This window comes from Roseiflexus sp. RS-1, from assembly GCF_000016665.1.
In the GTDB taxonomy this organism is placed as follows: Bacteria; Chloroflexota; Chloroflexia; order Chloroflexales; family Roseiflexaceae; genus Roseiflexus.
The window spans coordinates 4,798,102-4,821,382 of the sequence record NC_009523.1 but is presented as its reverse complement, the minus strand read 5'-3'; the positions used below and the strand labels follow the sequence as shown (position 1 = coordinate 4,821,382).

At 61.2% G+C, this 23,281-nt stretch carries 17 protein-coding genes and 1 pseudogene; 14 read left to right on the top strand and 4 right to left on the bottom strand.

Annotation, left to right across the window (positions count from 1 at the left end):
- The first annotated feature begins 190 nt into the window (after window positions 1-190).
- On the top strand, window positions 191-2,035 hold the full coding sequence (locus tag ROSERS_RS19875) for an APC family permease (RefSeq protein WP_011958550.1): 1,845 nt from the start codon (window positions 191-193) through the stop codon (window positions 2,033-2,035).
- Window positions 2,036-2,610: 575 nt separating this feature from the next.
- Here the strand turns inward: ROSERS_RS19875 and ROSERS_RS19870 are convergent.
- Both ROSERS_RS19870 and ROSERS_RS19865 read right to left on the bottom strand, forming a co-directional pair.
- A complete protein-coding gene (locus ROSERS_RS19870; RefSeq protein WP_011958549.1) occupies window positions 2,611-2,904 on the bottom strand; it encodes a hypothetical protein in 294 nt (97 codons plus the stop codon).
- 5 nt (window positions 2,905-2,909) lie between these two features.
- Entirely contained in the window at window positions 2,910-3,980 is a 1,071-nt protein-coding gene (locus tag ROSERS_RS19865; protein ID WP_157041165.1) for an SPFH domain-containing protein, read from the bottom strand.
- A 365-nt stretch (window positions 3,981-4,345) separates the two neighbouring features.
- Between ROSERS_RS19865 and ROSERS_RS19860 the strand changes: the two genes are divergently transcribed.
- The 7 genes and pseudogenes from ROSERS_RS19860 (at window position 4,346) to uvrA (ending at window position 14,764) form a co-directional block, all read left to right on the top strand.
- Window positions 4,346-5,932 (top strand): proton-conducting transporter transmembrane domain-containing protein, encoded by a 1,587-nt coding sequence (locus tag ROSERS_RS19860; protein WP_011958547.1) that lies wholly within the window; start codon window positions 4,346-4,348, stop codon window positions 5,930-5,932.
- A gap of 37 nt (window positions 5,933-5,969) precedes the next feature.
- On the top strand, window positions 5,970-8,480 hold the full coding sequence (locus tag ROSERS_RS19855) for a YbcC family protein (RefSeq protein ID WP_083763382.1): 2,511 nt from the start codon (window positions 5,970-5,972) through the stop codon (window positions 8,478-8,480).
- Between the two features lie 6 nt (window positions 8,481-8,486).
- The gene (locus ROSERS_RS19850; RefSeq protein WP_011958545.1) at window positions 8,487-8,858 is read left to right on the top strand and encodes a DsrE family protein; all 372 of its coding nucleotides are present in this window, start codon (window positions 8,487-8,489) and stop codon (window positions 8,856-8,858) included.
- A gap of 75 nt (window positions 8,859-8,933) precedes the next feature.
- Window positions 8,934-10,289 carry a winged helix-turn-helix domain-containing protein gene (locus ROSERS_RS19845; protein ID WP_232282685.1) on the top strand — a complete coding sequence of 452 codons (1,356 nt, stop codon included), beginning with the start codon at window positions 8,934-8,936 and terminating at the stop codon, window positions 10,287-10,289.
- Window positions 10,290-10,394: 105 nt separating this feature from the next.
- Window positions 10,395-11,428 (top strand): annotated as a pseudogene (locus tag ROSERS_RS19840) (sodium-dependent bicarbonate transport family permease).
- A gap of 36 nt (window positions 11,429-11,464) precedes the next feature.
- Complete coding sequence (locus tag ROSERS_RS19835) at window positions 11,465-11,767, top strand: P-II family nitrogen regulator (protein ID WP_011958543.1); 303 nt, start codon at window positions 11,465-11,467, stop codon at window positions 11,765-11,767.
- A 69-nt stretch (window positions 11,768-11,836) separates the two neighbouring features.
- On the top strand, window positions 11,837-14,764 hold the full coding sequence (gene uvrA / locus ROSERS_RS19830) for an excinuclease ABC subunit UvrA (protein WP_011958542.1): 2,928 nt from the start codon (window positions 11,837-11,839) through the stop codon (window positions 14,762-14,764).
- 38 nt (window positions 14,765-14,802) lie between these two features.
- Here the strand turns inward: uvrA and ROSERS_RS19825 are convergent, their stop codons facing one another.
- Together ROSERS_RS19825 and ROSERS_RS19820 are read right to left on the bottom strand one after the other, a co-directional pair.
- Window positions 14,803-15,186 carry a HEPN domain-containing protein gene (locus ROSERS_RS19825; RefSeq protein ID WP_011958541.1) on the bottom strand — a complete coding sequence of 128 codons (384 nt, stop codon included), beginning with the start codon at window positions 15,184-15,186 and terminating at the stop codon, window positions 14,803-14,805.
- Entirely contained in the window at window positions 15,173-15,538 is a 366-nt protein-coding gene (locus ROSERS_RS19820; protein ID WP_011958540.1) for a nucleotidyltransferase domain-containing protein, read from the bottom strand. Before ROSERS_RS19820 ends, ROSERS_RS19825 begins: the two co-directional genes overlap by 14 nt.
- Window positions 15,539-15,658: 120 nt before the next feature.
- Between ROSERS_RS19820 and ROSERS_RS19815 the strand changes: the two genes are divergently transcribed.
- The 6 genes from ROSERS_RS19815 to ROSERS_RS19795 all read left to right on the top strand — a co-directional run bounded on the left by ROSERS_RS19815 (window position 15,659) and on the right by ROSERS_RS19795 (window position 23,280).
- Complete coding sequence (locus ROSERS_RS19815; protein WP_011958539.1) at window positions 15,659-17,254, top strand: serine/threonine-protein kinase; 1,596 nt, start codon at window positions 15,659-15,661, stop codon at window positions 17,252-17,254.
- 9 nt (window positions 17,255-17,263) lie between these two features.
- Complete coding sequence (locus ROSERS_RS19810) at window positions 17,264-18,595, top strand: FtsW/RodA/SpoVE family cell cycle protein (protein WP_011958538.1); 1,332 nt, start codon at window positions 17,264-17,266, stop codon at window positions 18,593-18,595.
- A 676-nt stretch (window positions 18,596-19,271) separates the two neighbouring features.
- Window positions 19,272-19,655 (top strand): nucleotidyltransferase domain-containing protein, encoded by a 384-nt coding sequence (locus ROSERS_RS25290; RefSeq protein WP_011958536.1) that lies wholly within the window; start codon window positions 19,272-19,274, stop codon window positions 19,653-19,655.
- Window positions 19,600-20,010 carry a HEPN domain-containing protein gene (locus ROSERS_RS19805; RefSeq protein ID WP_041334151.1) on the top strand — a complete coding sequence of 137 codons (411 nt, stop codon included), beginning with the start codon at window positions 19,600-19,602 and terminating at the stop codon, window positions 20,008-20,010. Before ROSERS_RS25290 ends, ROSERS_RS19805 begins: the two co-directional genes overlap by 56 nt.
- A 559-nt stretch (window positions 20,011-20,569) precedes the next feature.
- A complete protein-coding gene (locus ROSERS_RS19800; protein ID WP_011958534.1) occupies window positions 20,570-22,303 on the top strand; it encodes a peptidoglycan D,D-transpeptidase FtsI family protein in 1,734 nt (577 codons plus the stop codon).
- Window positions 22,300-23,280, top strand: coding sequence for a tetratricopeptide repeat protein (locus tag ROSERS_RS19795; RefSeq protein WP_011958533.1), 981 nt, complete (start codon window positions 22,300-22,302; stop codon window positions 23,278-23,280). The genes ROSERS_RS19800 and ROSERS_RS19795 overlap by 4 nt, the downstream gene beginning before the upstream one ends.
- Window position 23,281 lies beyond the last annotated feature (1 nt).

The window sequence follows — 23,281 nt, the reverse complement described above, 5'->3', positions numbered from 1 at the left end:
TAAAACATTGAAGCGAGGAAGCAACCTTCGGCGTCCCTGACGCCCAAACCAGTATTCGGAAAGTAAACAGCGCGGTCGGCGCGCGGTGATCGGCGACGATAGATCCCCGCAGCGCAGACCGTTTTTATTTGACAACTCACGTCGGAACCCAATCCCATCGCACTCCGTAGCGAAGGGCAACAAAAAGTATATGATTGCCGAACTCAAACGTCTGGTCGTTGGCCAGCCGCTCGCCAACGAACAGTTAGTCCACGAACGATTGCCCAAGCGCCTGGCGCTTGCGGTTTTCTCTTCCGATGCGCTCTCATCGACGGCATACGCCACCGAAGCGATCCTGATCGTGCTTTCGGCGGCCGGTGCAGCCGCGCTCTGGCTTGCCACACCGATTGCGCTCGGCATTGCCGTCCTGCTGATGACGGTCGCATTTTCCTACATGCAGACGATCAAAGCGTACCCGCAGGGAGGCGGCACCTACATCGTCGCGCGTGAGAACCTGGGAACGATCCCGTCGCTCACCGCAGCCTCGGCGCTCCTGATCGACTATATTCTCACCGTCGCAGTGAGTATGTCGGCGGGCGTGGCGGCGATTACATCAGCCTGGCCCATGCTTGAACCATACCGCGTCGAACTGGCAGTCGGACTGATCGGACTGGTCAGCCTGGCAAACCTGCGCGGCGTCAAGGAATCGGGCGCGATGTTCGCCATTCCGACATACACCTTCGTTGCCAGCATGTTCCTTCTGATTGGCACAGGGCTGTTCAACATCGTCACCGGGCATGTGACCCCCGCGCCGCCGCCAGCGACGCCGCACCTGGCTGACGGCGTCGGAGCGCTCTCCCTGTTTCTGATACTGCGCGCATTTGCCGCCGGATGCACGGCGCTGACCGGCATTGAAGCCATTGCCGACGGCGTCCCTGCCTTCAAAAAACCAGAAGCGCGCAACGCTGCGATCACCCTTGCAATCATGGCGGCGCTGCTGATCGCTATGTTTCTCGGCATCACCGTGCTGGCGAATGCGTACCACATCATTCCCGACGGCAGCAGCGAGCCGGAAACGGCAAACTCGCAACTGGCGCGCGCAATCTTCGGCGCCGGCTCTCCGTTCTACTTCCTGCTCCAGATCGCAACCATGGCGATCCTGGTGCTGGCGTCGAACACCGCATTCGCCGATTTCCCGCGGCTGGCATACTTCCTTGCCCGTGATCGCTACTTCCCGCGCCAGTTCACCCAGCGCGGCGACCGACTGGTCTTCTCCAACGGCATCGTTGTGCTTGGACTGATCGCATCGATCCTGGTAGTCGCATTCCACGCGCGCGAACAGGCTTTGTTGCCGCTCTACGCCGTCGGCGTGTTTATTTCCTTCACCATCTCACAAACAGGCATGGTGCGCCGCTGGTGGCGACTCCGGACGCCAGGCTGGCGCCGCAGCGCGCTGATCAACGGCGCTGGCGCCGTGATGACCGGCATCGTGATGCTGGTGCTGGCAATCACGAAGTTCCGCGAAGGCGCCTGGGCAGTGCTGCTGCTGATCCCGCTGATGGTGACAGTGCTGCTGAACATTCACCAACACTATCAGGCGGTCGCCCGGCAACTCTCGCTGGCGGACGCGCCCCGTCCATCGCCGGTACGCCGTCACACCGCGCTGGTGCTCATCAGCGGCGTCCATCGCGGCATGCTTCCGGCGCTCCAGTACGCGCTGTCGATCGCGCCCGACAATGTGACGGCGGTGTATGTCGATCTCGATCCCGAAAACACCGAAAAAATCAGGCGCAAGTGGAACGAGTGGGGATGCGGCATTCCGCTGGTCATTCTGCCATCGCCGTACCGCTCACTGATGCAACCGCTGCTCCAGTACATCGATGAGGTTGAGGCGCGCTACGACGACGATGTGCTGACGATCATCCTGCCGGAATTCGTACCGTCGAAATGGTGGCAGTACATCCTGCACAATCAAACCGGGCTACAACTCAAAGCTGCGCTCTTCTTCAGCCGAGGCAAGGTTGTGACCAGCGTGCCCTACCATCTGGAGCACTGACGCCGCGCGAAGGAGCGGGCTGATGGAGATTGAGCATTTATAGCAATTATGCGCCTTTTGCCGTCGGGCTAAAGCCCTCGGCTATCCAGGGCGAAGCCCGCCTGCGCGGGCTATGACGGATTATTTCTGCAAAGACCATAAGCCCTCTTCCAGGCGAGGCACAGCCTGCCTGCGCGTAATGCGAACTCCAACGGTGACCCTATCGCCCATCGCCTATCGCCTGTGCCTATCGCCTACGATAAGCCCTCGGCTATCCAGGGCGAAGCCCGCTTGCCGTGTCGCGCGAGGCGCCCGTTTCCGGCAGAGCGTAGACCGACATTCATTTCGGTCGCTGTGGGGGGAGCGCGATTCTGGGAGCGTTCAACCTTGTCCAATTGGTTCAACCTCTGTGGGAACTGCTCTAAATATGAGACACACCGCATCCTTTCGATAGGACACGATGACTAAGCTTTGTCGAACATGTCGGGGCACGGCATGACGTGCCCCGACTCTGTCTGATTCGTCATCGAAACAACGATATCACTCTGGATCGTGCTCAAGAAATGGACGGCAGCATGCACATCACCAGCACCCAATCAATCATCAGGCGTGGGCGGGTTGCCTCGCCCCACCCGCCGACTCACAGCGCCTGACTGCGCCTGACTCATCAGGACGAAGAGCGACGCGCCGATGACTGCACCCAGAGCGCCCGGCAGCGTCACCGTATGATCGGCGTGGACGATGCCGCTGCCGATGATGCCGCCGAGGAGTGCGCCAAAGACGCCTGCCAGCGTCGATGGAGCGATGTTCCCGTACATAGAGTGCGACAGCGCCGCGCCGAGCAGCGCCGCCACCAGCACGCCTGTGATTGTCCAGATCAGATATGCCATGGCACTTACGGCGTCGTCGCTGGCGCCGATGGTTGCTCAGGCGACGCTGGCTGGGATGGCGTCGGTTGCGGCGAGGTGCGCTGCCCCGACGACGGGTTGGGCACGACTGTTGTGCCGGTCGCCATCTGATTCAGCAACAGGGTGAGGTTGGTATTCGGGTCGATGAACCAGACATTGCCGCTCTTCAACATTTCGACCATCAATTCACGGATGCGCAGTTCAAACAGTTCTGGATTCTCGCGCCAGTAGCGTCCCTGGATCGCGCGCACCTGCGCCTCGCGGTTCGCCTCCTCGAGTGCGGCTGCCGTCTTTCCCTTCTCGCGGGTCAGCGCCACCCGCGCTTCCTGCTCGGCCTGGAACAGATTGTTCGCCTGTTCCGCCTCGATCTGCTGGCGACGACGCTCCTCAGTTTCGATCTTCACCTCCAGATTCGCCTTTTCGGAAAGCAGACGGGCGTACTCCTCACTGACCTTGATATCGAGCACCTTGACTGCCTCGATCACAACGAACAGTTGATCGGCAGGACTCTCCTGCCCCGGACCCGGCGGCGTCGTCAGATTGGCGCGAATGCGCTGCGCAAAACCGCCACGGTCAGAGAGCGCCTGGTCGAGCGAGAACTGCGTGCTGGCGCTCTTGAGCGCATCGGCGATGAATCCGTCGAGTTGTGTCCGGAGCAGGTCGTCGCTGGTGCCGATCCGTGCATACATCTGCCGCAGCAACGCCGGATCGGTTTTGCGGCTGTAATCGACCTGGATGTCGATATCGTACAACTGTTTGTCGCTACTGGCGACATTCTGGCTCAGTGTCACCGTCTGACGACGGACATTGACAATTTCGACACGGGTGAAGGGCGCAAAGGGACGGAAAAAGATCCCTGGCTCCTGTATCCCCTCAACGGCGCCGCTGGTCACGATGATGCCACGCTGCCCTTCGTCAACCTGCACAAACCGCGCGGTTGCCGCACCCAACCCGGCGATGATCAGCAGCACAAACACGATAGCAACAGTTCGTCCTGCGATGTTCACTCCTGTTCCTCCTTGTGTTGGCGGCTGGCTCTGACGCTTTCGATCAGACATATCGACGCTCCGGCGCGATGCGCCCTGCATATTCCTTCGTCCCATTATACGAAGAGATGTACGGGTTGTCACTACGCACGTAGAACATTACTCATCGCTCCCACGAACGCCACCCTTGCGAAGAGGGGACGTTCCCCGCCATAGGTCGGGGAACATCCGCCAAAAAAAGAGTTTTTTGGATGTCAATATGTCTTTATATTGACATTTACGATAATTTCTGATATTTTCATCTCCAGACTGTTGAGCGCAATGCACCTCTCGCAGATCACGCCACAGGAACACACCCGGCGACTTCCGCCAGGGAGCGCCGTTTCGTTTCAGGCTACCGACAAGAGTGAAAAGACAGGAGGGAGGGACTACTTCGTATGGACGGTTTGATGATCGGCAATCTGGCGCTTATCGCGTATCTTGCGCCGCTATCACTGTTCGTGGTGGCGCTCATGGCTTCGATCAACCTGGTACGGTCGGTTGATCTGACCTTCCAACTCGGGCGTGCTGTCAGCGCAGGTTCGTTCTTGCTGTTGATTGCAATCGGGATCGTTGTTTTCACGTCCGGTCCAATTGTCAGCCCGCTGATCGGCGTCGGCGAAGCGGGCATTGCGCTGCGCCTGGATGCGCTGAGTGTCATGATGTCGTGGCTGGTGACATTGCTGGGAACATTGCTGATCCAGTTCAGCCGCAACTATCTTGATGGCGATCCGCGCCAGAAACTCTTTTTCATCCGCCTCTACCTGACCGTCGGCGCCGTCCTGCTGATGGTGTTGTCCGGCAATCTCTGGCAATTAGTGCTGGCGTGGATCGGCATGAGCCTCGCGCTGCACGAACTCCTGGTGTTCTATCCTGAGCGCCCGCGTGCGATCCGGGCCGCCCGCAAGAAGTTTATCGCCGCCCGGATTGGCGATGCATGTCTGATCGTCGCTGCGGTGTTGCTGGTGCAGGCATTTGGCACTGCCGATCTGGGCATGATCCGTGCAGCAGCGGCTGCAGCGCTTGCGGATGGAAACGTTCCCGCCAGCGTTGCTGCTGCCGCAATACTGATCGTGGTGACCGCTTCACTGAAATCGGCGATGTTCCCATTTCACGGCTGGTTGCTCGAAGTGATGGAAACGCCAACCCCGGTGTCGGCGCTGCTACACGCCGGTCTGCTCAACGCAGGCATCTTTCTGGTGGTGCGGTTCGGCGAACTGGTCTTTCTGTCGACCCCGGCGCTGATCATGCTGATTGTGATCGGCGGTTTCACTGCCATCTTCGCCTCGTCATCAATGATCACCCAGAGCAGCGTCAAAGTCTCGCTTGCCTATTCGAGCGCTGCGCACATGGGTTTTATGTTGATGTTGTGCGGGTTCGGCGCGCACACGGTCGCCATGATGCATCTCATCGCCCATTCCTGCTACAAGGCGCACGCCTTCCTGTCATCCGGCAGCATCATCGAGTATGTGCGGAATACCGGCGCCCAGAAACTGGACACACCGCCGCATCCGCTCAGTTTCCTGGTGAATATGGCGGCAGCGGTCGCGATCTTTCTGGCAGTTGCGACTGCGCTCGGCATCGACATCACCAAGCGTCCGGGTGAGACTGCGATGATCACGATATTCATGATCGCTGTCGCCTATTTGCTGGTGAAGGGCAACACTGCCAGGGCGCCTCTTCCTGTGATCGGTCGCACGATGCTGATGGCGGCGCTGGTGACCCTCGCCTTCTTCGCCCTTGAAGTGACCGCAGAAGCGTTGCTCGGCGGAGCAGTGGCGGTCTACCCGCCGCTCAATATGGCAACGATGATCGCAATCGTGGTGGCAGTCGTCATCTTCGGCATCGTGATGGCGTTCAGCGCCTGGCTGCCCGCGCTGGTCAACCGCCCCGTCTGGCAGGCGCTCTATGTTCACCTTAAGAACGGCTTCTACGCCAACGCTCTGTTCGACCGGTTCATGGACGCAGTTCGACTGGCTCGCTGATTGATGAAATGATTATCTGGAGGAAGCACCCATGAATATGCAAATGGCTGACGTTCAGACCCGACCTGCACGCACCGCGCCGACATACGCTCCGGCTATTGACACGATCAAAGAGGCGGTGCGGCGCGCCGAACAACGCATCGCTCCCCTGTGGCCCCTGCGCTATTTTGTCGCCGTCAATCCATACCTGGGATTGATCGATCATTCCTTCGAGTCTGCCGCTTACATCCTGGCACGGCGGGCGGGTGCGCGGATGACGGCCCCGCGCTCCTTCTACGCGCAGGCGATCCGGAGCGGCCGCATCACCGATGCGGATCTCGAAGCGGCATTAGCCGGGGGAAGCCCATTTCCCGGCGCTCCCGCAAACGTGGCGGCGCTCAAGGCGTTCGCCCTGGGCGATGAGCCGGAGCCGACGTTCCCGATCCTGCCGACGGTCGCCGATGCAGCCCGCAAGGTGACCGGCATCAACTGGGCTGATGTCGTAACCGACCTGATCTCAACCTGGGCTGGCGCTTATTTCGACCTGGGTCAGTCCTACTGGCGGTCGCCGTGGAAACATCTGCCGCCGTATGCTGCGTGGCGCGCCGAGGCTGCGCACGACCGCACACCACAGACGCGCGGCGTGCATGGCTTTCGTCAGGCGTTGCGCGAAATGCCGGAATCGGCAATGGAGACCATTGTCGCCGCAGTGGAGAAGTTGAACATTCCGATCAATGGGCTTGAAGCATATCTGCACCGACTCCTGTTGAGCATTCACGGATGGGCGGCGTATGCCCGCTATCTTCGCTGGGACGCCGAACTCTACGGCGGTGAAGACCACACGCTGACCGATCTGCTGGCGATCCGGCTGGTCTGGGAAGTGGCGCTCTGGCACAGCTTCGCGCGCAAGGGAGTGGCTGACGTATGGCGCTCAATGGCAGGCGAATATGTCAACGATCGCCCTGACCCGGCGCTCCAGCGCGCGCTCGCCGGTGATCTCCTGCTCCAGCGAGCCTTTGAGAAAGCCTATCAGCGTCAGTTTTTTGCACAGCTCGGCGCAACGACGCCGGCCAGAGTCGCTGCACGCAAGCGGGTGCAGGCGGCATTTTGCATCGATGTGCGCTCTGAAATTTTCCGGCGCGCGCTTGAGACGGTGACCGACGAGATTGAGACGATCGGTTTCGCAGGGTTCTTCGGCTTCCCGATCGAGTATGTGCCGCTGGCAGAGACCCGCGGCGGCGCGCAGTGCCCGGTTCTGTTGACGCCGCAGTTCGTTATTGCCGAATCGGTCGACGGCGCGTCTGAGCGCGACGTGAACGCCGCTATCGAGAAACGCGCACAGAACCAGCGGGTTGCCAAAGCCTGGCGAATGTTCAAGTTCGCACCAATCTCCTGCTTCGGGTTCGTCGGTCCGGTCGGTCTGGCATACGTGCGGAAGCTGGCGCTGGATACGTTGGGGATCACCCGTCCTGTGCCACATCCGGCAACGTTTGGGCTGGATGCGCACACGCGCGAGCGCGTCGCGCCCAGTCTCGAACCGCGTACCCTTGGAGGGCGCACAACCGGCATGACGCTGGAACAGCGGGTGGCAGCCGCCGAAGGGGCGCTCAAAGCGATGTCGCTGACGAACAACTTCGCACGTCTGGTGTTGCTGACCGGGCATGGCTCAACGACCGTCAACAACCCCCATGCAACCGGTCTGGACTGCGGTGCATGCGGCGGACATACCGGCGAGGCGAATGTGCGGGTGGCGGTGCGGATTCTGAACGATCCCGCCGTGCGTGCCGGCTTGAAAGAGCGTGGTCTCATCATCCCCGATGACACCGTGTTCCTGGCCGGTCTGCACGACACCACCACCGATGATGTGACGATTTTCGACAAAGCCCATATTCCGGCGAGTCATACTGCCGACCTCAAGCGGCTCGAAGCTGATCTTGCCGCAGCCGGACGGCTGGCGCGCGCGGAGCGATCAATGCTCTTGAAAATCGGCACAAAGACGGATATCGATAGCGCGGTTCGTCGCCGGAGCAAAGACTGGTCGCAGGTGCGCCCGGAATGGGGGCTGGCAGGGTGTGCAGCGTTTATCGTCGCCCCGCGCGATCGTAATGCAGGGGTGGTGATGAATGGACGTTCCTTCCTGCATTCCTACGAATGGCGGCAGGACGAAGGCTTCGGCGTGCTGGAACTCATCATGACGGCGCCGATGATCGTCGCCAGCTGGATCAATCTCCAGTACTACGGTTCGACGGTGGATAACCGGGTCTTCGGCAGCGGCAACAAGACGCTGCACAATGTCGTCGGAACGCTCGGCGTGCTCGAAGGCAACGCTGGCGATCTGCGCGTCGGACTGCCGTGGCAATCGGTGCACGACGGCGAAAAGTATGTGCACGAGCCGATGCGGCTGCACGTTATGATCGAAGCGCCGATCGACGCTATGACCGCAATTATTGCCAGGCACGAGCAGGTGCGGCAGTTGCTCGACAACGGCTGGCTCTACCTGTTTGCGCTCGACGCGAGCGGTAAGGTGACGCACAGGTATATTGGCGGTTTGCAATGGGAGGAATGCTGATCCGATATGACGACCGCGCCGCGACTGGTCATCATCATCACCCATGCCGGGCGTGATCCCGGCGCCGTCACCCTGGGATTTCTGACGGCAAGCGCCGCGCTGACTGCTGGACGTCACGCAGCAGTACTACTGCGCGGTGAAGGAGTGTTGTGTGCAACGGCGGAAGGTTGGGCTGCCACTCTGCACGAAGCAGGATACCCGCCGTTGCGCGAAGTGCGCGATGCGTATCGTAAAGCAGGCGGAACGTTGTACCTGTCGCAGCCATGCCTCCAGCGCTACTGGCTCAGCGTCGATCAGGGTCTGCTCCCAGGCGTGCGTGTGCTGAGCATCGCAGAAATGGCGGATTTCTGCATCGGCGCAACAACGCTGGTCTTCTGAAGTCGATATATCGACACGCCTGCGTGAAGTGTGGTATAGTTATTGTCAGCAATGTCGCAGAACGCAGGCGTGCGTATGAACCCATTCGGCAACCGCAAACCGGTGATCGATCCTCGTCTCTTTATCGGGCGGCGCAGTCTCATCGACGCAGTCTGCGAGCGTCTGACGGCTGCGCCGCCGCAGTGCTGCGCCGTGGTTGGCGATGCGCGGAGCGGGAAGACTTCGCTGCTCTACTACCTGCGCAGTTCGACGGCAGCACGCCCAATCTGCGCCGACGCGACACGGTTTGTCTTCCCCTACGTCAACGCGGGTCCCTATGCCGATCTCGGCGCTTCTCAGAGCCACGGCGCCCTCTATTTCTGGCGTGATCTGGCGCGCGCCACAGCGCAGGCGCTCGCCCTGCCCGACGATCTCCCCACCCTTCCCGATCAGGGCATCGCCGAAGCGGCCATTGTTGATACGGTGTATGCTCTTAAGTGCACGGTCGAAGACATCATCCGTCGCACGGGGGATCACACCTTCATTTTCCTGATTGACAATGTGGAAGGCATCGCGCGCCTGCCGCGCCACACGGCAAGTTTCCTGCGCTCGCTGACGCAGGACCCCGACATTGGCGATCGTGTCGCTTATGTCGTCACTTCCAGTACACCATTGAGTCGTCTCTACCCGGTGAGCGAGTTACGCGAGCCGTCCTCCTTCTGGGGGTTGTTCGCCAGCGAGCTGTTCATTGGGGGGCTTGATGACGCCGACATTGCTGCGCTGCTCGGACGTGCGCCAGAGTTGAATGACGCTGATCGCGCCTGGATCCGACGGCTTGGCGGCGCCAATCTGACGTTGATCCTGATCGCCGCCGCGCACGTGTACGAGTGGCGGCTCCATCCGACCGGCAGCCCCGATGACGTCGAACGCGCCGCCATCGAAGAGGCGCGCCCGCTCTGCCGCTCCTGGTGGCGCGAGTTGACCGAGACGCATACAGCGTCCGTCGACGCGCGCCAGTCGCTGATCGATCAGAACCGTGCGCCAACCCCCGACGAGGCTGCGATCTTCGAGGCGCTCCACGCCCGTGGGCTGGCGCAGCGCGACCGGCACGGCTGGCGTATCGCTTCGACCATCTTCGCCCAGGCGCTGTCGGATCAACCGGACAGGCCCTCGACGTCGCTTCCACCGCCGCCCGCCGCAGCGCCGGCAACGCCGCCCGCCTTTACCCACCTCGAAGGGGAGGTCTATGCGTTCCTGCGCGAAAACGCCGGGCGCGTCTGCACCCGCGATGAAGTCAAACGCGCTATCTGGCCCGTCTCCCCGCCGTCTGACAGTGCGCTGCAGAAGATTATCGAGCGCATCCGCGACAAGATCGAACCCGACCCCAAACATCCCCGCAAATTGATCGCCGTGCGTGGCCAGGGATATATGCTGCGCCGCGATACCGATTGATGCCTCCCCGTCATTCGATGGAACCTGATCCGTTAAAGGTATAGTCTTTTTATATCTTTGTAATCTCTATATTGACGCAAATAGCGCTTTTTGATATATTCTGAGATGTCCGTTTTATCTTTATATATCTTTGAGGGGAGTATGGATACGGTCGAGATCATCCGCAGCAACCTGCTGTCGCCGCTGGTGCTGGCATTCGTGTTGGGCATTGTTGCAACGCTGATCAGGAGCGAAGTCGAGATTCCCGAACCGGTCATCAAGGCCATTTCGGTCTATCTCCTGTTCTCAATCGGCTTGAATGGCGGTGTCGAACTGGCAGGAACACCGCTGTCCGCGTTCATCCTGCCAGCGCTGGCAACGATCGCTCTGGCAATCGCCGTGCCGACCTGGTGCTTCTGATCCTGCGCGGTCCCGGCAGGTTCGACATTCCCAACGCCGCCGGCATTGCAGCGCATTACGGTTCGGTCTCATCGGTCACCTTTGTTGCTGGAATCTCGTTTGTCGAGCGTCTGCCGGAAGGGCAGAACACATTCGAGGCGTTCATCCCGGCGCTGGCGGCGCTGATGGAGTGGGGCATCATTGTGGCGCTCTTCATCGGCCGCTGGCGCCTGGGGGTGAGTCAGGCGCAACAGAGCGATCTTGGTCGGGTCATCCGTGATACGCTCACCGGGCGCAGTGTGGTGTTGCTGCTTGGCGGGCTGCTGATCGGCATGATTATCGGCGAGCAGGGGTTTGCGCGCATCAAGCCGCTCTACGGCGATCTCTTCCGCGGTGTGCTGGTCTTCTTCCTGATCGAAATGGGCATGCTCGCCGGTCGGCAGTTGCGCGATTTTGTCAAAGTCGGTCCGTTTATGGCGGTCTTTGGAACGGTCATGCCGCTGATCCACGGTATTATCGGCGTGTCGCTCGGTCTGCTTGCGGGGCTTTCTCCTAACGGCGCCTTCATTCTGGGAGTCATTACCGCAAGTTCATCGTACATCGACGCTCCAGCCGCCGTGCGCGCCACGTTCCCGCAGGCGAATCCGAGCATTTATCTGACATCATCGCTTGGCATTACCCTCCCGGTGAATCTCATTCTTGGCTTGCCGTTGTATTATGAATATGCACGCTGGCTGGGCGCGACGCTCGGACGGATGTGATGCGGCACGATGGAGTGCATTGAAAGGAGCGAGTGTATGAAACTGACGACAGTACGATTGGTGACGATCATCGCCGAACCGGTGCTGAAGGATCGGTTGATCCACGAAATCCATGCGCTTGGCGCGCATGGCTACACCATCTCCGAGGTGCACGGCGAGGGTACGCGCGGGATTCACGCCAGTCAGTGGCAGGGCGGCAATATCAAGATCGAAACGCTGGTCTCGCCTGAAGTCGCCGACCGCATTATGGATGCGATGGCAGACCATTATTTTCCCAACTATGCCGTCATTGCCTATGTAAGCGATGTGCAGGTGGTGCGTGGCGAAAAGTTCGCCTAGGCGGCATTGATCGCTGCGCGGTTCCGTGCTACCATCCCACGTCTGATCCTGTGTCTTGGCGCGAGTGCTATGTCTGCTGATCGGATCGTGGTGCGCGGGGCGCGCGTCCATAATCTTAAGAATATCACGGTCGCCATGCCGCGCAATGCGCTGGTGGTGATCACCGGTCTCTCCGGCTCCGGCAAGTCGTCGCTGGCGTTCGATACGATTTTTGCCGAAGGTCAGCGTCGCTATGTCGAATCGCTTTCCGCCTATGCCCGCCAGTTCCTTGGTCAGATCGACAAGCCGGACGTTGACGCCATCGAAGGATTGTCGCCTGCCATTGCCATCGATCAGAAAGGGCTGGCGCGCAATCCGCGCTCAACCGTCGGCACCATTACCGAAATCTACGATTATCTGCGACTGCTGTTTGCCCGGATTGGACGACCGCACTGCATCCACTGCGGTCGTCCGCTCACGCGCCAGTCGGCGCAACAGATGATCGATACGATCCTCGGTCTGCCGGGTGGCAGCCGCGTGCTGCTGCTTGCGCCCCTCGTTCGCGATCAGAAGGGCGACCATCAGACCCTCTTCGATCAGGTGCGCAAGCAGGGGTTCGTCCGTGTGCGCGTCGATGGCGAGGTGCGCGATCTTGGCGACGACCTGCGCCTTGACCGTCATCGTCCGCATACGATCGAGGTCGTTGTGGACCGGCTGGTCATTCCATCAGCCGATCCCTCGCAGCAACAGACGCAGTTTCGCGTGCGCGTCGCCGATTCGGTCGAAACGGCGCTGCGGGTCGGCGGCGGCGTGGTGATCGTCCAGATCGTCGGCGGTGATGAACTCACTCTGTCGCAGCGTTACGCCTGCCCGGTGCACGGACCGGCTTCCATCGGGGCGCTCGAACCGCGCGATTTTTCATTCAACAATCCATCGGGCGCCTGCCCTGCCTGTGATGGTCTGGGAAGCGTGCTGGAGTTCGACCCTGAACTGGTGATCCCCGACCGATCCCGTTCACTTGCGGAAGGCGCCGTCGCGCCCTGGTCGAACGTCAGTCGCGCGCAGCGCCGCTACTTCGACGATCTGCTGACATCACTCGCCGGGCACCTCGGTTTTTCACTGCACACACCAGTGCGCGATCTGCGCCCGGAGGTGATCGCTACGCTGCTCTACGGTTCTAACGGCGATGTGATGCCACTCCGTTACCACATACGCGGCGAAGAGCGCATGGTTGAGGCGCCGTTCGAGGGGGTTATCCCCGGTCTGCGCCGTCGTCTGGCGGAATGCACCGATGAAACCGAACGCGCACAGATTGAGCAGTTTATGACCCCGCGCACATGCCCGGCATGCAACGGCGCGCGACTGCGTCCCGAACTGCTCGCCGTCACCGTCGCCGGATACACGATTGCGCAGGTGGCGGCGCTCCCTGTCGCTGAAGCGTGGTCGTGGGCGAAAACACTGGCTGCCGACGTTGACGAGGTGGTCGCCCGCTGGCGTGAGACGCGCGAAAGCGACCTGCGCTCGTCCATCTATGCTCTTACGGTGCGCGAATGTCAGATCGCGGCGCCAATCCTGAATGACATCTGCGCCCGACTCCGGTTTCTAAATGAAGTCGGGCTGGGGTATCTCACGCTTGACCGCACTGCGACGACCCTTGCTGGCGGCGAGGCGCAGCGCATTCGCCTGGCGACGCAGATCGGCGCCGGGCTGAGCGGTGCGCTCTATGTGCTGGACGAGCCGAGCATCGGGTTACACCCACGTGATACGGCGCGCCTGCTCAACACGTTGCGTCAACTGCGCGACCTGGGCAACAGCGTGCTGGTTGTTGAACACGACGAAGAGATCATTCGCGCAGCCGACTGGATCGTTGACATTGGTCCCGGTGCGGGAGAGCGCGGCGGCGAGGTGATCGTCAGCGGTCCGCTCGATGCAGTGCTGGCAGAGCCGCGCTCACTTACCGGACAGTACCTCTCCGGCAAACGCACGATTGCCGTGCCACGCCGCCGACGACCCGGCAACGGCGCATTCCTGATGATCAGGGGAGCGCGCGAGCACAACCTGAAGAACATCGACGTCGCCATCCCGCTGGGATGTCTGGTGGCAGTCACCGGCGTCAGCGGGTCTGGCAAATCGACCCTGATCAACGACACCCTCTACCCGCGGCTGGCGCAGGCGCTCCATGGCGCGCGCGCGCGCCCCGGCGCCCACGACGCAATCTATGGCATCGAACAGATCGATAAGGTGATCGACATCGACCAGTCGCCCATCGGGCGCACGCCACGCTCCAACCCGGTCACCTACACCAAGGCGTTCGACCCGATCCGCAAATTGTTCGCGCAAACGCCTGAAGCGCGCGCGCGCGGCTATGATGCCAGTCGTTTCTCGTTCAACATTCCCGGAGGACGGTGCGAGCACTGCAACGGCGAAGGATTGATGCAGATCGAAATGCAGTTCCTTCCCGATCTGTACGTCACCTGCGATGTCTGTCACGGCGCGCGCTACAACCGTGAAACGCTCGACATTCGTTACCGGGGCAAGAACATCGCCGAAGTGCTCGACATGACGGTTGAAGAAGCGGCGGCATTTTTCGAGCGTGTCCCATCCATCGCCGAAAAGTTGCAAACCCTGATCGACGTCGGGTTAGGGTATATTCGCCTGGGTCAACCTGCGACCACCCTCTCCGGCGGTGAGGCGCAACGCATCAAACTGGCGACCGAACTGAGTCGGCGCGCCACCGGGCGCACCCTCTACATCCTCGATGAACCGACGACCGGCCTGCACGTCGCTGATGTTGACCGGTTGCTGCGCGTCTTGCAGCGCCTGGTGGACGCGGGAAACACCGTTCTGGTGATCGAACACCATCTCGATGTGATCAAATGCGCCGATTGGGTGATCGACCTGGGACCGGAGGGAGGCGAGGAGGGCGGGCGTGTTGTCGCCGTCGGCACGCCTGAACAGGTCGCGCGAACGCCAGGATCGTACACCGGTCAGTGCCTGGCGCGGGTGGTTGAAGGTTGAACGTTCAACGTTCAACCTTCAACGTTCAACGTTGTATATTATTTCACCCCCAACCGGCGGCGCGCGAATGCACGAACGCTTCTGGCGATGGCAATGGCTTCGCGAGCCTCTTCGAACGAGGGTTCCCTGCCTGGATAACGCGCAAGCACAGCAAATCCCGAGAGAAATTCGAGCTGTTGTGCATCAAAATTGGTCGAAACGCCATTACTCAAGCAAAGATGATTCAAGATGATCAAGTCGTGTGTTCGCGGAAATGCAACACCTCCGGCGACTAACAGAGCTTTGAAATACTTTTCAGCGCATTGTTGCGCGTGGAACACTGCCGCATCGGTGCGTTTGATCTTGCCGCGCAATGCACGACGCGCCATATCGAGGTCACTTTCAGCCTTCGCCGCCCAATCCAGCGGGTTACTTTCGTTCATACAGACAGATTCCCCGCGTGTAAATCTCTTGCAGGAAAGGAGAACATGTTTGCAACGCTTCGTCGATCTCCTCCGGCGTCTTTACGATCAGATCGAGAGGAAAAAGGCGCGGATATAGCGCCATTGCTACGCGCATATAGCGTGTACGATATGGTTCATCGGATCGCACAACAACCAGCAGGTCTACGTCGCTATCGGGCGTGGGGCGACCATACGCATACGAACCGAACAGAATGATCTTCTCCGGGTTGATCTCACGAATCAGTCGCTCAATCGCGGGCGGCAACGTCTCCGCCACCGGCGGAAGACCACGCGGCGCAACGTCGGTTGGAAGCGAGAAGACGGCACGCACCGGCGCGCTCCTTTCGTGCTTAACCAAAGCGTATCAAAATTGTAACAGAAGCGCAGCGCTGTGTCGTTCTTTCCATGGTAAAGTGAGAGCGTACAGGCGCATTTCATCATGTCGTAATGTATGACCACACCGCTCGACCTGATCGGAACAACCATCGGCAACTATGAGATTCAGGCGCTGATCGGCAGAGGCGGGATGGCGACCGTCTACCGTGGGATCGATCACAACCTGGGGCGCGCTGTAGCGATCAAAATCCTGTCGGAAGAGGCGCGCGCCCATCCTGGCTTCGTTGAGCGGTTCCGGCAGGAAGCGCGCCTGATCGCCAATCTGCGCCACCCCAATATCGTCCAGATCTACGATTTTGGCGTCCACAGCGGAACACCGTACATGGTTCAGGAACTGTTGCCGGGACCGACGCTCGAACAGCGGATCGTTGACGCTGTGCGCAGCGGTCAACCTCTTCCGCCCGACGACGTGGTTGCAATCACCCGTCAACTCGCCGCTGCCCTGGACGCTGCGCATGCCGCCGGGGTCATCCACCGCGATGTAAAGCCTGCCAACGCCATGTGGAACGCGCTTGGAGCACTGGTATTGACCGATTTCGGCATTGCCCGCAGCACCCTGGCGCCGTCTCAACAGACGCAGGTCGGGATGGTCGTGGGCACGCCGGGGTATCTGTCGCCTGAACAGGCGCAGGGGTTGCCGGTGACGCCCGCCAGCGATCTGTACAGCCTGGGGGTGGTGGTGTTCGAGATGCTGGCGGGGCGGCTTCCGTTCGATGGCGATACGCCAATGAGTATCGCTATCCAGCATATTCAGACGCCGCCGCCGCCCCTGCGCGCGCTGCGTCCCGACATCCCGCCCGCCGTCGAAGCGGTGGTGCTGCGCGCGCTGGCGAAAGACCCGACGGCGCGGTTCGAGCGGGCGGAGCAGTTCGCCAATGCACTGGAACGCGCATTCGCGAGCGCAAATGCAGCAGCGCTGCGCTCTTCACCGGTTGCCACCACCGACATCCATCGCCAGGCAACGGTTGCGTGGCAACCCGGCGCTGCAACGCCGCAACCTGCATCCGGGTCGCACCACGACGATCCGCTGCTGCCGGATTCTACCGGCGCATCTGGGAAAGCAACGCGCGGTCGCAGCATATCGCTGCTGCCGCTGCTGGGCGGGCTGTTCGCGTTCCTGCTGATCGTCGGCGCCATCCTGGCGATGCGCAGCGGCGCATCTCCCGCCGGGCAGGACGGCGTCGCCGCGCCGATGACGCCTGTTGTCGCCGCGACGCCATCCGCCGCAGGTGATGAGAGCGCCGCGCTCCCCGCGCCGACAGCCGCCCCTGCTACCGCCATAGCGCCGACGGAAGCGCCTCCGATAGCCCCGCCGACCGCACCCGCCCCCACCGACGCGCCGCCGCCGCCGCCACCAGCGCCGCCAGCAGCTACAGGCGATGCACTCGTCAACCTGCGCGCCCTGCTGCAACCGATGACGGGTGACCGACGCACCGGAAAAGATGCACAGAAGTGGCTCCGCACCCTGGACGAGTTCGAACGCGAGATCGGCAAAGGCAACAGTCGGCGCGCGCGCGACAAATTGCGCGAACTTCGGCGCGATCTGACCGAAGCGGAACGGAGCGGCAAACTGCCATCGGAGTTGACTCGTGAGGCGCTGCGACAGATCGACGCAATTGCAGCCGCCTACGGCATTGAACTGGAGAGATAGGGACCGGCAATGGCGACGATCACACGCCTGCGCACGCGGCTCGGCAGTCGGGTGCGCGAACTCGAACTCCTGATCACCGCATTTCTATTCGTTGCGGTCAGCCTGGGCGCACTGATCGCAACCGCCAGCGGTCGGGTGCGCTGGGTCGATCTGACGATCATCTGCGCTTTCGCCGGTCTTTTTCTCACCATCAGTCTGGCGCTTGCGCTGCGCGACTGGGGCGAGGATCAGATGGTCTTGCCGATCGCTGCACTGCTGGCAGGCATCGGCATGATCATGGCGCGTCGCCTGGAACCGGACCTGGTACAGCGCTACGGCGAGGTGTACAGCGGCATTGCCCTCAAACAGGTGATCTGGATCTTTGGCGGCGCAGCCGTGCTCACGCTGGCAAGTTTCGTTCCCTGGCGCCTGCAATGGCTCAAGCACTACCGCTACACCTGGCTCTTCCTGGGTCTGGCGCTGGTGGCGATCACTGCGCTCTTCGGCGTGGAACGCAACGGCGCGCGTCTCTGGCTCAGCCTGGGGTTCTTCCAGTTGCAACCGGTTGAATTGCTGAAGGTGCTGCTGGTGATCTACCTGGCCACCTACCTCGATGACCACCGCGAACTGATCGGGCGCGGCGTCTACTGGCTTGGTCCGCTGAAACTGCCGCCACTCCCGTACCTGGCGCCAATTGTGATCATGTGGGGGGCGACGATTGGTTTGATCATCGTCCAGAAGGACCTGGGCGCAGCGCTGCTCTTCTTCGTGATCTTTCTGGCGATGCTCTACGTCGTCAGCGGACAGGCGCGCTACGCCGCTGTCGGACTGTTCGCATTCGCGCTTGGGGCAGCAGCGCTCTACCCGCTCTTCAGTCATGTGCGCGTGCGTCTGAATGCCTGGATCGATCCCTGGTCCGATCCGTTCGGCATCGGTTTCCAGATGGTGCGCGCGTTGCACGCGCTGGCGAACGGCGGTTGGGCGGGAACTGGCATCGGCGCGGGCGACCCGACCATGGTTCCTGAGAGTCACACCGACTTTGTTTTTGTGGCAATCGGCGAGGAATTGGGGCTGGCGGGCACATTCGCCCTGACGGTGTGCTACGCGATCTTCGCGCTCAAAGGGTACCTGATCGCAATGCAGGCGCGTGATGGGTTCCAGCAACTGCTTGCCGTTGGACTGACGACCGCCATCGCTGCACAGGCGTTCATCATCATGGCCGGCGCGACGCACCTTATTCCGCTCACCGGCATTACGTTGCCGTTCGTCAGTTACGGCGGCTCATCGACGCTGATCAACTTTGCGATGGTCGGGCTGCTGCTGCGTATTTCCGCCGCGCGAAAACCTCCGCAGACGTTGTGACGTTGAGGGTGAAGGCGGAAGACATACCCGTAGCGCAACAAAGGGGTGAACCCACGAACGACTTTTCCCATCCCCAGGCATAACCGGCATCTGGCAACGTCTGCGCACATATGTCAGGAAGCCAGACCTCGCGGAAGCCCGCGTGGCGATTCTGCGCGTATCAACCGCATACCGTTCAACCGGGTGCATGGCGCAGGGCATGCAGACGACCCGGCGGCAGGATCGCCTGATCCTTTGCATCTCTGCCCTGGCGCGTGATGAGGTGATGCTGGTCACCGCCAAACGCCACAGGCGTCGCTTCGGCGAGCGGAGCGCGCTGTTTCGGTGCGGATCGAGGAGAGGTTGCAGCGGAGCGCGCTGCACATCTGATCGGGTTTGGCGACTGACTGGGGGTGACATATGTGGAAATCCCTTGACATCACCTGTGAGTTGGGATATGCTCCCTTATCACCAGAGACTGCGCGACTCCCGCAAAAGATGTGGTCTCGTCACACCCAATGCTTCAGAACATGCGGTGTCACGGTCTCAACCCGTCCCGGCGATCACTGGCGGACAACGGAACGCGGAACACGCCACGGCGTGATACCCGGAGTGAGCTGTCCGTCTCTCATAGCACAGGCAGGAATGGGCGGACAACGATCCGTTTACTATGGCACACGCGGGAAGATGCGGACAAATGGCGGTCGAACCCTTGAGAACAATAAACGAAGATTTACTCCAAGAGATAACACGACGACTGGTTGAACTGTTTCAACCGGAGCAGGTCATCCTGTTTGGGTCATATGTCTGGGGAACGCCAACAGCAGACAGTGACGTGGACGTGATGGTGATTGTCACACAGAGCGACTTGTCGGACTACGAACGCGCTGTGCTGGGACACCGCTGCTTGAGTGGACTCAATATCGCCAAAGACGTTATCGTGAAGACTCGGGCCGAGTTCGATTTCTTACGAGATGTACGCGCTTCTTTGGAATACAAAATCGCTCGTCAAGGAAAGGTCCTGTATGACCGACGCCAAAGCTCAACTCGTGCGGGGTTGGCTCACCAAAGCGCAGCATGACCTGGCTTCGGCGCGTGTCCTGGCAGCGAATGCCCCGCCTTTGCTGGACACCGCGATTTATCACTGTCAGCAAGCAGCGGAGAAAGCTGTCAAAGGCTATCTGGTTTTCTGTGACCAGGAGTTTGAGCGTGTCCATGACATCGAAATGTTGATACGGGCTGCGATGTCGTGTGCTCCTGAGTTTGTAGATTGGATTGACGCGGGAATAGAATTGACGCCGTATGCTCGCATCTATCGTTACCCTGGACACGCCACAGAGCCAAGCCGAGAGCAGTTTGACCAGGCGCTGTCAGCGGCAGAGGGGCTGTACAGGTTTGTCGTTTCGTTGTTGCCGCCAGAAATGCGACTTGAATGAACGCTGCTTTGCCGAGCCGGACATTGGCGCCCAACCCGCGCATCCACCTGACGCCGTTCTGCACAATGTGCGCTCGGGCAGGTAAGTGATGAGCGGCATATGCCTGTGCTTGAGCGCATGCCAGCCAGCGACCGATGTACAGGTTTTGAGCGCTATGATCTGGAACACGCTTTCCAGGTCGCCCGCGAACGCAAAGCTCTTGAACCCCGATGCATGAATAACGAATACGTTCTCACAACCGGCACATGCCGCCTATTCGTTGAGCGTTCCCGCTCTCAGTTCTCAGTTCTCGGTTCTCGGCTCTCAGTTCTCAGTTCTCAGTTCTTGGTTCTCGGTTCCTGGTTCTCGGTTCTCAGTTCTCGGCTCTCAGTTCTCGGTTCTCAGTTCTTGGTTCTCGGTTCCTGGTTCTCAGTTCTCGGCTCTCAGTTCTCGGTTCTCAGTTCCCGGCTCTCGGTTCTCGGTTCCTGGTTCTCGGTTCCTGGTTCTCAGTTCTCAGTTCTCGGTTCTCGGTTCTCAGTTCTCAGTTCTTGGTTCTTGGTTCTTAGTTCTCGGTTCTACTATGCCTGATCGGGTTCGCACCATCATAGCCTGGATCGCTGGCGTCCTGGGCATCATCGTGATCGGCAGCGGTCTGTTCATTCCCGACGCCAATCTCTGGCGGTTGCACCTCCTGACCGGACTCTGGTTGATCTCGCTGCCGGTACGCCGCGTGATGAAGAACCAGGGCGACATATCCGCTCGCACCCTGCGCGGACTGATGCTGATCGCGGTTCTCGGCTTTGCCGCCGTTGGGTTGCACCTGGTTCGCTATCAGGTGACGCAGGCGGAAGCAACCCGGCGCGCCGTGGCGTCGCTGACGCAGCCCGGTGCGCAACAACCAACTCCCGTCATCGCCGAGCCTGATCCTGCCGAACGCACCTCGTTGGGGAGCGGGCGTACATTCCCGGTGGCGATCAGTCCCGGCGTGCGTGGGCGCATCCTCGACCGCAACGGCGCCGTGCTTGCGGAAACGGTCGATGGACGGCGCACCTATCCCAACCCAGAGATCGGCAACCTGATCGGCTTCCAGAGCCGTCTCTACGGCACAACCGGGCTGGAAGCGCGCTTCGACGCGCAACTATCGGGCGTGGCTACCCTCTCGCCGACCGCCATTCTCGAAGCGCGCCTGTTGGGATTGCCGGTTGAGCAAACCCCCGCCGACCTGATCCTCACCCTGGATAGTCGCCTGCAAGCAGCGGCGCAGCAGGCCCTCGGCGAGCGCGCGGGCGCCGTGGTGCTGATCGACGTGCCAACCGGCGCGATCCTGGCGATGGTTACCTACCCGCGCTTCGATCCCAATCAGCTGGTGCTTCCCGAACCGGCGACACAGGCGGATGTTGAGCGGGTGCAGGCTGCATGGGCTGAATTGAGTACGCGTTCGGATGCCCCTTTGCTCAACCGGGCGACCCAGGGACGCTACCCGCCTGGATCGGTGATCAAAACGTTGACCGCCGCCGCTGCACTCGATAGCGGCGTGCTGGGGGACCCATCGGCGACCGTCACCTGCCCAAACCTGCTGCCGACCGAAGCGGGCGCGCCGCCGGTGCGCAATGCCGTGGACAATCTCTTCCGGCGCACCGGTGACCCCTCCGATCTGGTGCGCGTCTACGCCTTCTCGTGCAATACCGCATTCGCGCAGATCGGGCTGGCGCTGGGCGCCGACCGCTTCCTTGAGTATGCACGCCGTTTCGGGTTGCAGACGACCGACACGCGCTCAGGGACCCCCGATCTCCGTGATATTCCGGCAGAAATTGGCACAATTGCGAATGAAGCGGCGTTTTTGCAACGTCCTGCGGCACTGGCGGACACCGCATTCGGTCAGGGGCAGGCGCTCGTCACCCCGCTCGACATGGCGCAACTCGCAGCCTCGATTGCAAACGAAGGACGCCTGATGCGTCCGTACCTGGTCGCGGAGGCGCGCACCGGCGACCGCATCATCTATCAGGCGCAACCGGAGATGGTGCGCCAGGTCGTTTCGCCGGAAACCTCCCGGCGCATGCTCGACATCATGCGCACATCGGTCGAAATCGGGTATGCGCAGCCGATTGCGCTGCCGGGAGTTGCTGTTGGCGCAAAGACCGGCACTGCCGAAACACCGCGCGGCGTGCCGCACTCCTGGATCATGGCGGTTGCGCCGACGGATCAACCACGATATGCGATTGCCGTCATTGTGGAATACGGCGGCGAGGGGAGCCGGTCGGCGTTGCCGGTGGCGCGCCAGGTGCTGGCTGCGGCATTGGAGGTGACGCCGTGAACGGTCGTGTGATCAGGCGGGTGTCGGTAGCGAAGCGGGTCGTGGCATGCGTGGCGCTCGCCATACTCCTCACGGCATGCGCCGAACCGCTGGTCGAACCGCGTCCGCCGCGCACGCCGACAGCGGTGATCGACCGGTACAACGCCATCGTTGCGACTGCTGAGGCGGGCGATGATCTGTTGGCGCGCGCCACAGCCTACTATGAGCGCGGCAACGTCTGGTTCGATCAGCAGAACTACACCGCCGCCATTGCCGACTACGATCGGGCGCTCGCGCTCGACCCCTCTCTGTCGCGCGCTGTTCACAATCGTGGTCTGGCGTATGCACTGTTGGGGGACGACAACGCCGCGCTGCGGGATTATGCCGAGGCTATTCGTCTCGATCCCGCCTACCGGCGCGCCTACGAGAATCGGGTGCGCCTGCTGGAACAACTTGTCGTTGAGAGGACAGACGAGACGCTGCTGCAACAACTGGCGGACGACTACGGCAAACTCGCGGAACTGATACCTGAAGCAGAAGCGATGTACCGGTATCGACAGGGGGTAATCCTGGCGCGGCTGGGTGACCGATTGGCGGCGCGTGAAGCGTTCGACGCTGCACTCCGCGCCCGACCGCAGCACGTCGATGCGCTCTACGAACGCGCACTGTTGCACTACGCCGACGGCGACCTGAATGCCGCCCTCGCTGACCTCGACGCCGCGCTGCGTCTGAGTCCCCGCGCTGCCAACGCCTACTATGTGCGCGGATTGATCCGCCACGCTCAGGGAGACATACGCAGCGCAATCGCCGATTTCGGTCAGGCGCTGGTGCTCCAGCCCGAATACCCCGAAGCGCTCATTGCACGGGCAGCGGCATACGCGGCGCAGGGCAACACCGCTGCCGCCCGCGCCGACCTCCAGCGCCTCGATGGATTGACGCTTGACCCGACGCTTCAGCAGGCACGCGAGGCGCTGCGGGTGCAGACAGATTCGCCCTGAC

What these genes read in the sequence shown, in the direction of transcription:
- ROSERS_RS19875 (WP_011958550.1), top strand. Translation starts at nt 191, where the DNA reads ATGATTGCCGAACTCAAACGTCTGGTCGTTGGCCAGCCGCTCGCCAAC.
- ROSERS_RS19800 (WP_011958534.1), top strand. Translation starts at nt 20,570, where the DNA reads ATGCCTGATCGGGTTCGCACCATCATAGCCTGGATCGCTGGCGTCCTG.
- ROSERS_RS19825 (WP_011958541.1), bottom strand. Translation starts at nt 15,186, where the DNA reads ATGAACGAAAGTAACCCGCTGGATTGGGCGGCGAAGGCTGAAAGTGAC.
- ROSERS_RS19860 (WP_011958547.1), top strand. Translation starts at nt 4,346, where the DNA reads ATGGACGGTTTGATGATCGGCAATCTGGCGCTTATCGCGTATCTTGCG.
- ROSERS_RS19845 (WP_232282685.1), top strand. Translation starts at nt 8,934, where the DNA reads ATGAACCCATTCGGCAACCGCAAACCGGTGATCGATCCTCGTCTCTTT.
- uvrA (WP_011958542.1), top strand. Translation starts at nt 11,837, where the DNA reads ATGTCTGCTGATCGGATCGTGGTGCGCGGGGCGCGCGTCCATAATCTT.
- ROSERS_RS19810 (WP_011958538.1), top strand. Translation starts at nt 17,264, where the DNA reads ATGGCGACGATCACACGCCTGCGCACGCGGCTCGGCAGTCGGGTGCGC.
- ROSERS_RS19855 (WP_083763382.1), top strand. Translation starts at nt 5,970, where the DNA reads ATGCAAATGGCTGACGTTCAGACCCGACCTGCACGCACCGCGCCGACA.
- ROSERS_RS19850 (WP_011958545.1), top strand. Translation starts at nt 8,487, where the DNA reads ATGACGACCGCGCCGCGACTGGTCATCATCATCACCCATGCCGGGCGT.
- ROSERS_RS19835 (WP_011958543.1), top strand. Translation starts at nt 11,465, where the DNA reads ATGAAACTGACGACAGTACGATTGGTGACGATCATCGCCGAACCGGTG.
- ROSERS_RS19865 (WP_157041165.1), bottom strand. Translation starts at nt 3,980, where the DNA reads ATGTCTGATCGAAAGCGTCAGAGCCAGCCGCCAACACAAGGAGGAACA.
- ROSERS_RS25290 (WP_011958536.1), top strand. Translation starts at nt 19,272, where the DNA reads ATGGCGGTCGAACCCTTGAGAACAATAAACGAAGATTTACTCCAAGAG.
- ROSERS_RS19870 (WP_011958549.1), bottom strand. Translation starts at nt 2,904, where the DNA reads ATGGCATATCTGATCTGGACAATCACAGGCGTGCTGGTGGCGGCGCTG.
- ROSERS_RS19805 (WP_041334151.1), top strand. Translation starts at nt 19,600, where the DNA reads ATGACCGACGCCAAAGCTCAACTCGTGCGGGGTTGGCTCACCAAAGCG.
- ROSERS_RS19815 (WP_011958539.1), top strand. Translation starts at nt 15,659, where the DNA reads ATGACCACACCGCTCGACCTGATCGGAACAACCATCGGCAACTATGAG.